Annotated in this window: 7 protein-coding genes; 5 read left to right on the top strand and 2 right to left on the bottom strand. The window is 60.9% G+C overall.

From position 1 onward, the window contains the following. The first annotated feature begins 561 nt into the window (after window positions 1-561). On the top strand, window positions 562-768 hold the full coding sequence (locus PH547_RS31070; protein WP_104821562.1) for a hypothetical protein: 207 nt from the start codon (window positions 562-564) through the stop codon (window positions 766-768). 63 nt (window positions 769-831) lie between these two features. Here the strand turns inward: PH547_RS31070 and PH547_RS31065 are convergent, their stop codons facing one another. Beyond that, window positions 832-2,181, bottom strand: coding sequence for an ATP-binding protein (locus PH547_RS31065; protein ID WP_285170301.1), 1,350 nt, complete (start codon window positions 2,179-2,181; stop codon window positions 832-834). A gap of 3 nt (window positions 2,182-2,184) precedes the next feature. Continuing rightward, entirely contained in the window at window positions 2,185-2,904 is a 720-nt protein-coding gene (locus tag PH547_RS31060; RefSeq protein ID WP_283048381.1) for a response regulator, read from the bottom strand. A 355-nt stretch (window positions 2,905-3,259) separates the two neighbouring features. On the opposite strand from PH547_RS31060, the gene PH547_RS31055 reads away from it, so the two are divergent. The 4 genes from PH547_RS31055 (at window position 3,260) to PH547_RS31040 (ending at window position 7,664) form a co-directional block, all read left to right on the top strand. Beyond that, entirely contained in the window at window positions 3,260-4,096 is an 837-nt protein-coding gene (locus PH547_RS31055) for a pseudouridine synthase (RefSeq protein ID WP_104821559.1), read from the top strand. Then, window positions 4,083-4,766 (top strand): phosphoribosyltransferase, encoded by a 684-nt coding sequence (locus tag PH547_RS31050; RefSeq protein ID WP_285170300.1) that lies wholly within the window; start codon window positions 4,083-4,085, stop codon window positions 4,764-4,766. The genes PH547_RS31055 and PH547_RS31050 overlap by 14 nt, the downstream gene beginning before the upstream one ends. A 78-nt stretch (window positions 4,767-4,844) precedes the next feature. Further along, the gene (locus PH547_RS31045; protein ID WP_285170299.1) at window positions 4,845-6,590 is read left to right on the top strand and encodes an SLC13 family permease; all 1,746 of its coding nucleotides are present in this window, start codon (window positions 4,845-4,847) and stop codon (window positions 6,588-6,590) included. 129 nt (window positions 6,591-6,719) lie between these two features. Next, complete coding sequence (locus PH547_RS31040) at window positions 6,720-7,664, top strand: phosphoribosylaminoimidazolesuccinocarboxamide synthase (RefSeq protein WP_285170302.1); 945 nt, start codon at window positions 6,720-6,722, stop codon at window positions 7,662-7,664. Window positions 7,665-7,867: the final 203 nt, after the last annotated feature.

The raw sequence follows: 7,867 nt of genomic DNA, 5'->3' as shown, positions 1-7,867 counted from the left end.
CTTCAGGTCCCGCAAGCTTCGCCGCCCACGTTTCTCTTTCTTCCAATCTTCAATTGTCAAATAGCCGACCAGTCACCCCAGTCAAAACCGTCCCCTCAAGCCCAAGACTTAAAGCCCAGAACCACAAATCAGCATCGCAGCCAATCAAGGAAACACATGAGCGAGAAACTCCGTCGCCAGCAGCGCCGCCGCCCTCGTTCAGTGAGTGGGCTTATAATCCCACCGCTTTCCCTTAGTCAACACCAACACTGTAAAAATTCTGACATTTTTGTAAGTGACTGATTCTATTGTGGGATTTTCGCCATTCGAACGGAAAGGCCTTCGAGCCCTCACTAATCCGCCGGAAAATATTGTCCGACCGGTCAAAATTTTCGCCTTGCGGCATGTGCGGAGCCCTTCGGAGCGGCAGGAATAATTGCATCTCCTCGTCCGGAAGACAGCTTATGGTTAATAAATCCCTGCGGCCGCCGCGCCTCGTTAATCCTTTTTACCTAAGCGAGGTCTCATAAAAACCAATATTTTACATGAGATTTCTGCTATATAAGAAGGTGGGAGGACACCATGGAAACAACAAGACCAGAGAGCATCGTCGAAGTCAGCGTCGACAGCGCCACGGGACGGCGGGCGCTCGGCATCATGAATATGCGCCAGGCATTGGATCTGCCTGACCTGCCGAGCTTCACCTATACGCATCCGGACCCGAAAAAGGCTGCCGCAGGCATCGTCGTTAGCCGGGAGGAACTGAAGCGCTTCCTCACCCGTCATTGAGCGGTAACGCGACAGATGGCACAGGCCGCGCATTTAGGCGCGAACCCTTCGGCGTGCTCTATTTCAGGCGGCAACCCGACTGCTCGCTGCAAGCGGTAAAAGCACGATGGCATTGAGCCCGCCGCCATCACGATCCTCCAAACAGAGCGCGCCATTGTGCGCATCGAGGATCTGCCGGACGATCGTCAACCCCAAACCATTCCCGCCGAGATCGCGATTGCGCGATTCCTCCAGACGAACGAAGGGTTCGAGCACGTCCTTGCGCCGTTCCATCGGAATGCCGGGGCCGCGATCGCCGACGATAATAGCGGCATGATCACCGCGGCGCTCGGTACAAATATCGGCCCTGACGCCATAACGCAGGGCATTGTCGATCAGATTATCCAGCACCCGAGCCAGCGCCGTCTGCGGCATCGTCACCGCCAATTCTCGTCCGAGCGGTGAAAACGAAACGAGATCCGGTCCGTCCTGGCGCTCGGCGACAAGCGCGCAAACAGCCGCATTGAGATCGGCGATATCCTTTCCTCCGGAAACGACGGTGCTGCGGGCAAGGCCCAGAGCCTCCTCCACGAGGCGCTGCATGGCCTCGATATCGGAAATCGCCCGCTCGCGGTGCGGCGTATCCGGCATCATCTCCATGCGCAGACGAAAACGGGTGAGATAGGTTCTGAGATCATGAGAAATCGCCCCGAGTATCAGGGTGCGGTTGTTGATCAGGGCGGCGATGCGCAACTGCATGCCATTGATGGCGCGGATCAGCATACGAAGTTCGCAAGCGCCCCGTTCCGGAATATCGATCGGTTGCAGGCCTTTGCCGATAGAATTGACGCTGCGCGACAGGCGCGTCAGTGGCCGGGTCTCGCGGGCCACGGCGACGACCGCGATCACCGCCACCAACACGCCGAGAAGCCCGGCCATGAAACCCACGGGAACACCGCGCAGACGCACCGTCGGCGTATCGGCCAGGCTGAAGACGGCAACCTTGCCGCCGGCAACGCCGATCGACACTTCGATCGTCCGGTCGGGAGCACCGACCGAAAACCAGCCCTGCGGCCGTTCGGGCAGCGAGCGCAGGCTGAAATAGCGGTCGCCGAGCGCGAAATTGGCAAGTTCGCGGGCCAGTTTGCGGCCAAGCGTCGGGTCGGTTGCATCACTTTGCGCGGGCGCTGCGGCTTCGACCAGACGCAGATCCAGACCGGTGGCATTCAGCGCCCGTACGGCCTGCTCCTGCGCCTCGGGCGGAATGGCATCGAGGAGGCGTACTGCCGACTTGACCTGCATTGCCGGCGATAGCTGATGACTGAGCGGTGAGTCCGGTTTCAAACTGGCGGCAACGAAGGCGGCGAGCTGGATAATGAACAGCGCCACGGCGACGATCATGATGATGCGGGAAACGAGACCAAGTTTCAGCATGGTTCAGACATCCCTCACATCGACGGTCAGAAGATAACCGGCATTGCGCACGGTAGTGATGACCTGTGCGCCATCGGGCAGGTAGTGCGCTAGCTTGGTGCGCAGGCGCGAGACGGTCACGTCAATGGTGCGGTCGAAAGGATCGGCGCCGCGTCCGCGCGTCCAATCCAGCAATTGGTCGCGCGACAGCACCCGGCGCGGCCGCTCCAGGAAGCAGACGAGCAGATCGAATTCCGCGGTCGTCAGGCGCACCGGCCCCTCGCCTTCGATCTCGATCGCCCTGCCGTCGAGATCGACGATGAGGCCCGCAAAACTCTTGCGTCGGCGCGGGCCGCCGCCCTCCTCGGGGCGTTCGGGGCCGGCGCGGCGCAGGATGGCGCGGATGCGCGCCAAAAGCTCGCGCGGATTGAAGGGTTTGCCGAGATAATCGTCCGCACCCATTTCAAGGCCGAGAATCCGGTCGATATCATCGGACTTCGCCGTCAGCATCAGGATCGGCACCTGGCTGCGCGCCCGTATGCGACGGCAAGCAGAAAGGCCATCCTCGCCCGGCAGCATCAGATCGAGAATGATGAGATCGGGAAAACCCCTGGCCAGCGCGCGATCCATGGCGGCGGCACTTTCGACCGCATCGACGGCAAAACCCTCGCGGCTCAGGAACTCCTCCAGAAGCGCCCGAATTTCGCGGTCGTCCTCGACCAGAAGAAGCGATGCAGAAACCATGGATCATCCATGTGAGGCGAAGGGCGGTTTTGACAACAGGGAAACGGCCGGTGATACAAACTGTAACAAATTTCCGCCGTTCTGAAAAATTCCGGCAACAGACGCCATGCAGGTTTCGCCGCGACGGCCCCCCTCCGGAGCGGGCGGCGGCAGCTACCCCGGCACCGCCGCACCCGACCCATCGCCGCTCCGGTCCGCCGGCAGGGCTCGCGTTGACAAGGCGCGAGCCCTGTCTCTCCTGTGTGTTTCCCTTTGACGCGATTTGCGTCGCGACGTTCGTCGTGCGAAGGATTGGCCTCATGCTTTATCGGGCCGGTACGCCTAACCATCGACACAACAAGGACGAGGCAACGGGGTGAGCCAAAGGCGTGCGCCGCAAAGATCGGGCAAGGCGGGGAAGGCCCGGCAGGAGGCGGAGGGTAAGCGCGTGACCCTGCCGCGGGCGTTGTCGAAGCTCGGCTATTGCTCGCGTACCCAGGCCGAAGGGTTGATCGCTGCCGGCCGCGTTACAGTCGATGGCCGCAAGATTACCGATCCGGCTGCCTGGATCGATCTCGACCGGGCGCGGATTGCCGTCGACGGCATCGAAATCTCGGCGGAAAAGAAGCTTTATTTCATGCTGAACAAGCCGCGCGGTCTGGTGACGACACGCGACGATCCCGAGGGCCGGCCGACGGTCTACGACTGTCTGAGGGATATCGACGCCCGGCATCTAGCGCCGGTCGGACGGCTGGACAAGGCAAGCGAAGGGCTGCTTCTCTTCACCAATGATACCGTGCTGGCGCAGGCGCTGCTCGATCCTGTCACGCATGTGAGTAAGATCTATCATGTGCAGGTTAACCGCATCATGGACCAGGAGCTCTTGAGCCGTATGGAACGGGGGATCGTCGACGATGGCGAACTTCTGACGGCCATCTCCGCCCGTCTGCTGCGCAGTGGCGACCGCAATGGCTGGATCGAAGTCGAGCTCAGGGAGGGGCGCAACCGGCAGATTCGGCGGATGCTGGAGGCTCTCGACATAGAATGTCTGCGGCTGGTGCGCGTCTCCTTTGGCGACATCGCGCTCGGCGACCTTGCGAAAGGCGCGGTCCGGGCGCTGACGGAAGCCGAGATTGTCGGACTTCGCCGCCGGGCGGGCATGGAAAAGAACGGACGAAATGGACTGAAGGCCGGACGCGATGCAGCCTCATGATTTCTGGCAGGAGATTGATCCACCGCGAAGCTTTGATGCAATCGGTGAATTCCGCGATTTCTATGTCGCGGAACTGCCCGATGGGCGGCAGTTGCGCCTGCCGATCCGGCTGCTCGCCGATGGCGACCATGCGCTCGCTTCGCTGATCATCAATCAGGCAAGTTTTCCTGTGCAGGACGCGCTGGCCGAAGCGCTTGCCGTGCGCATTGCCGCGCATGATGTCGATGTCGTCGCCGGACTGCCGACCCTCGGGCTGACGCTGGCAAGCGCGGTTGCCCGGGTCCTCGGCCATCAGCGTTATGTGCCGCTCGGCACCTCGCGTAAGTTCTGGTATCGCGAGGATCTGTCGGTTTCGCTTTCCTCCATTACGACGCCGAACCAGGAAAAACGTCTTTATATAGACCCGCGCATGCTGCCGCTCCTGCAGGGAAAACGGGTTGCGCTGATCGACGACGTGATCTCGAGCGGTGCCTCTATCGTTTCCGGCCTGGAGCTTTTGGCCGCATGCGGCATCGAACCTGTCGTGATCGGGGCGGCCATGCTGCAATCCGAGCGCTGGCGGGAGCGGCTCAATGCCACCGGCAAGCCATGGGGCGAGCGGATTGTCGGCGTGTTTTCGACGCCGATTCTTGAAAAAGCAGGAAACGGCGGCTGGAACAAGCCTGCCTGACGGCAGTTCGGTGCCGGGGCTGTACAGGACCGGCAGGCTGGTTCATTCTAGGTCCTGGCGAATCTCCGGGACCCGCCCATGACGTTCGAACAAGCATCCCTGCTGATCCTTCTGGGCCTCATGCTGGCGCTGTTTTGTCTTGGCCGTTTCCGGATCGAGGTCGTTTCGATCGCGGGGCTGCTTGCCGGATATGCGCTGGGCCTCTATCCGGCGGAAGGGGTGTTTTCCGGCCTCGCAAGCCCGGTCGTCATCACCGTGATCGAAATCCTGCTGATCGTGCAGGTACTGGCGCGGGCGCAGCTTTTCGGCGCGCTGGCGGATCGCCTGCTCGCAACAGACCTGCCGTCCTCTGTGATTATCGGAGCGCTTGCCGGACTGACGGCCTTCATCTCGATCTTCATGAACAATATCGGCGCCTATGCCATCGCGCTGCCGGTGGCGCTGCGCATTGCCGATGTCACCGCCATTCCGCGGCGACAGTTGCTGATCCCGATTTCCTTTTCGGCACTCCTCGGCGGATTGGTGTCGCTGATCGGTACGCCGGCCAACCTTCTGGTCAGCGACGCCCTGCTGAAGGCGACCGGACACGGTTTTCACTTCTTCGATTTCGCCTATGTCGGCTTGCCGGTTGCCGTGGTCGGCGTGATTTTGATCGCCGCAACCGTTCCACGGCTGTTTCCCAAATCAGGTGAGGAGGATGCGGCGCCGGGCCAAGCCATAGACCGGCAGATGATTACCGAACGCCGGATACCACATGGCTCTCCCCTGGTCGGGCAGCGGCTGGTGGACTGCCGCCGGGCCTTCGGTCTTCAGCCGCATGCCCTGATCCGCGGCAGCCTCTTCGTCCCCGCAGTCGAAGGCACTGCGATCGAGGCTGGCGACATTCTGCTTGCCGAGGGGCCGGATGTTCTGTTCGACCGACTCTTGGCAAAAGGCGTGCTGATGCTCGAATCCCATCCCGACCCCTATGGATCCGATTTCATTCGCAGCGAAGCGGTAGTCATGCCGCAAAGCACGCTGATCGGCTCGCGCATCCAATCGCTGGAGGTTTTTCGCTCGCGAGGGGTTGCGATAACCGGGCTTTCCATGCGCTCGCCGCGCATCGAAGGGCGCTTCGACGATCTTACGCTGTCGATCGGCGATATCCTCAAGCTGGAAGGGCCGAGACACGCCATCGCCGAAGCACTGGAGGAATGCGAATGCCTGCCGCTGGCCGCAAGCTATGATCATACACCGCCGCTGCGCTCCTTCTGGCCGCTTTTCATTTTCGCCTGCGGCGTGCTTGTCGCCGCCACCGGTCTGCTTCGCCCCGAGATCGCGTTTGCCGGCGTCATCCTGGCGATGGCGCTGCTGAACTTCATCAACCTGCGCGCCGCGATCGCCGATCTCAACTGGCCGATCATCATCATGCTGGCGGCGATGATCCCGCTCGGCGCCGCGGTGGCGACGTCCGGGACGGCGGAGATGCTGGCGGGCGGGCTCGGCACGATCGTGCCGATCGAGCGACCGGTTTTCGGTGTAGCGCTCATCCTGTTCCTGGCGATGGTGATCACCCCTTTCGTCAACAACGCCACGGTCGCCATCGTGCTGACGCCGGTCGCCTTCGAACTGGCGGCCAAGGCGGGGCATTCCGCCAACGCCTATCTGATTGCCGTCGCGGCCGGCGCCTCGCTCGATTTCATCACGCCCTTCGGCCATCACAACAATACGCTAACCATGAGCATCGGCAGCTATCGCTTCACCGACTTCCTGCGTGCCGGCTGGCTGTTGACCATTTTCAGCTATGGCCTGGCGCTCGCGTTGATCGGCTGGTTCTGGATCTGAGGGCGCAGCCGCGCTGAACGGATGACGATGATCCCGTCCGAAAATCGATTCCGATTTTCGGCATTATGCGTTAAGGGTCCAACCATGAAGCGTCCGCCGGGCGGATGCACGAGCCTACTGGTGACTATGTTGCGAATTCTCTCCGAAGCCCATTTTCCGGAACTGCCCAATTATTACCGCGGCAAGGTGCGCGAAAATTATGACCTGCCGGATGGGAGCCGCATCATCATCAGCACCGATCGGCTGAGCGCCTTCGACCGCATCCTCACCTGCATCCCTTATAAAGGACAGGTGCTGACGCAGACAGCCCGCTACTGGTTCGAGGCGACGAAGGACATTTGCCCGAATCACGTCATCGCCTATCCCGACCCGAACGTCGTCGTCGGCAAGCGGCTGAACATCCTGCCGGTGGAGGTTGTCGTGCGCGGCTACCTTGCCGGCACCACCGGCACCTCGATCCTGACGCTCTATAAGAAAGGTCAGCGCGAGATGTACGGCATCACGCTGCCGGACGGCATGCGCGACAACCAGATCCTGCCGGAGCCGATCATCACGCCGACCAGCAAGGAATTCGACGGCGGCCATGACGAACCGCTGACGCCGGCGCAAATCATCGAGCATGGACTCCTGACGAAGGAGCAATGGCAGACATTATCGGATTACGCGCTGGCTTTATTCGCCCGCGGCCAGGAGATTGCCCGCAAACGGGGGCTGATCCTCGTCGACACGAAATATGAGTTCGGCACCGACGAAAACGGCAACATCCTTCTTGCCGACGAAATTCATACGCCGGACAGCAGCCGCTACTGGTTGGCCGACAGTTACCAAGACAGCTTCGAAAGGGGCGCGCGCCCCGCAAGTTTCGACAAGGATTTCGTCCGCGCCTGGGTGACCGAGCGGTGCGATCCTTACAAGGACGAGATACCCGAAATTCCGCTCGACCTGATCGAGCAGACCTCAAAGGTGTATATCCGCGCTTACGAAGCGATCACGGCTACGCCCTTTGTTCCCGACGACCGCGGTGCAACACCGCGGGATAGGGTTCGCGCAAACCTCTCCCCTTATTTCCCATAACAAACCGTCCGAATGGTCATTTCGCCCATCGAGTGTCTGGAGACACCGTCCTTTAGTTGCGCAAAATATGGTATTTTTGCGCACTTACCGCTTAAAGTAGCAAGGCGGAGGGTATTTTTTTGCAACACTTCATAATTTTTTTACCGGAACCCCCCTATTTGTCATGTTCCCACACGTGTTCCGCCGCGAAAAATCGCAAAAGG

The sequence above is a fragment of the Rhizobium cerradonense genome (assembly GCF_030182455.1).
Taxonomy (GTDB): Bacteria; Pseudomonadota; Alphaproteobacteria; order Rhizobiales; family Rhizobiaceae; genus Rhizobium.
The sequence above is the reverse complement of the archived record's forward strand: the minus strand, read 5'-3'. Positions and strand labels throughout refer to the sequence as shown.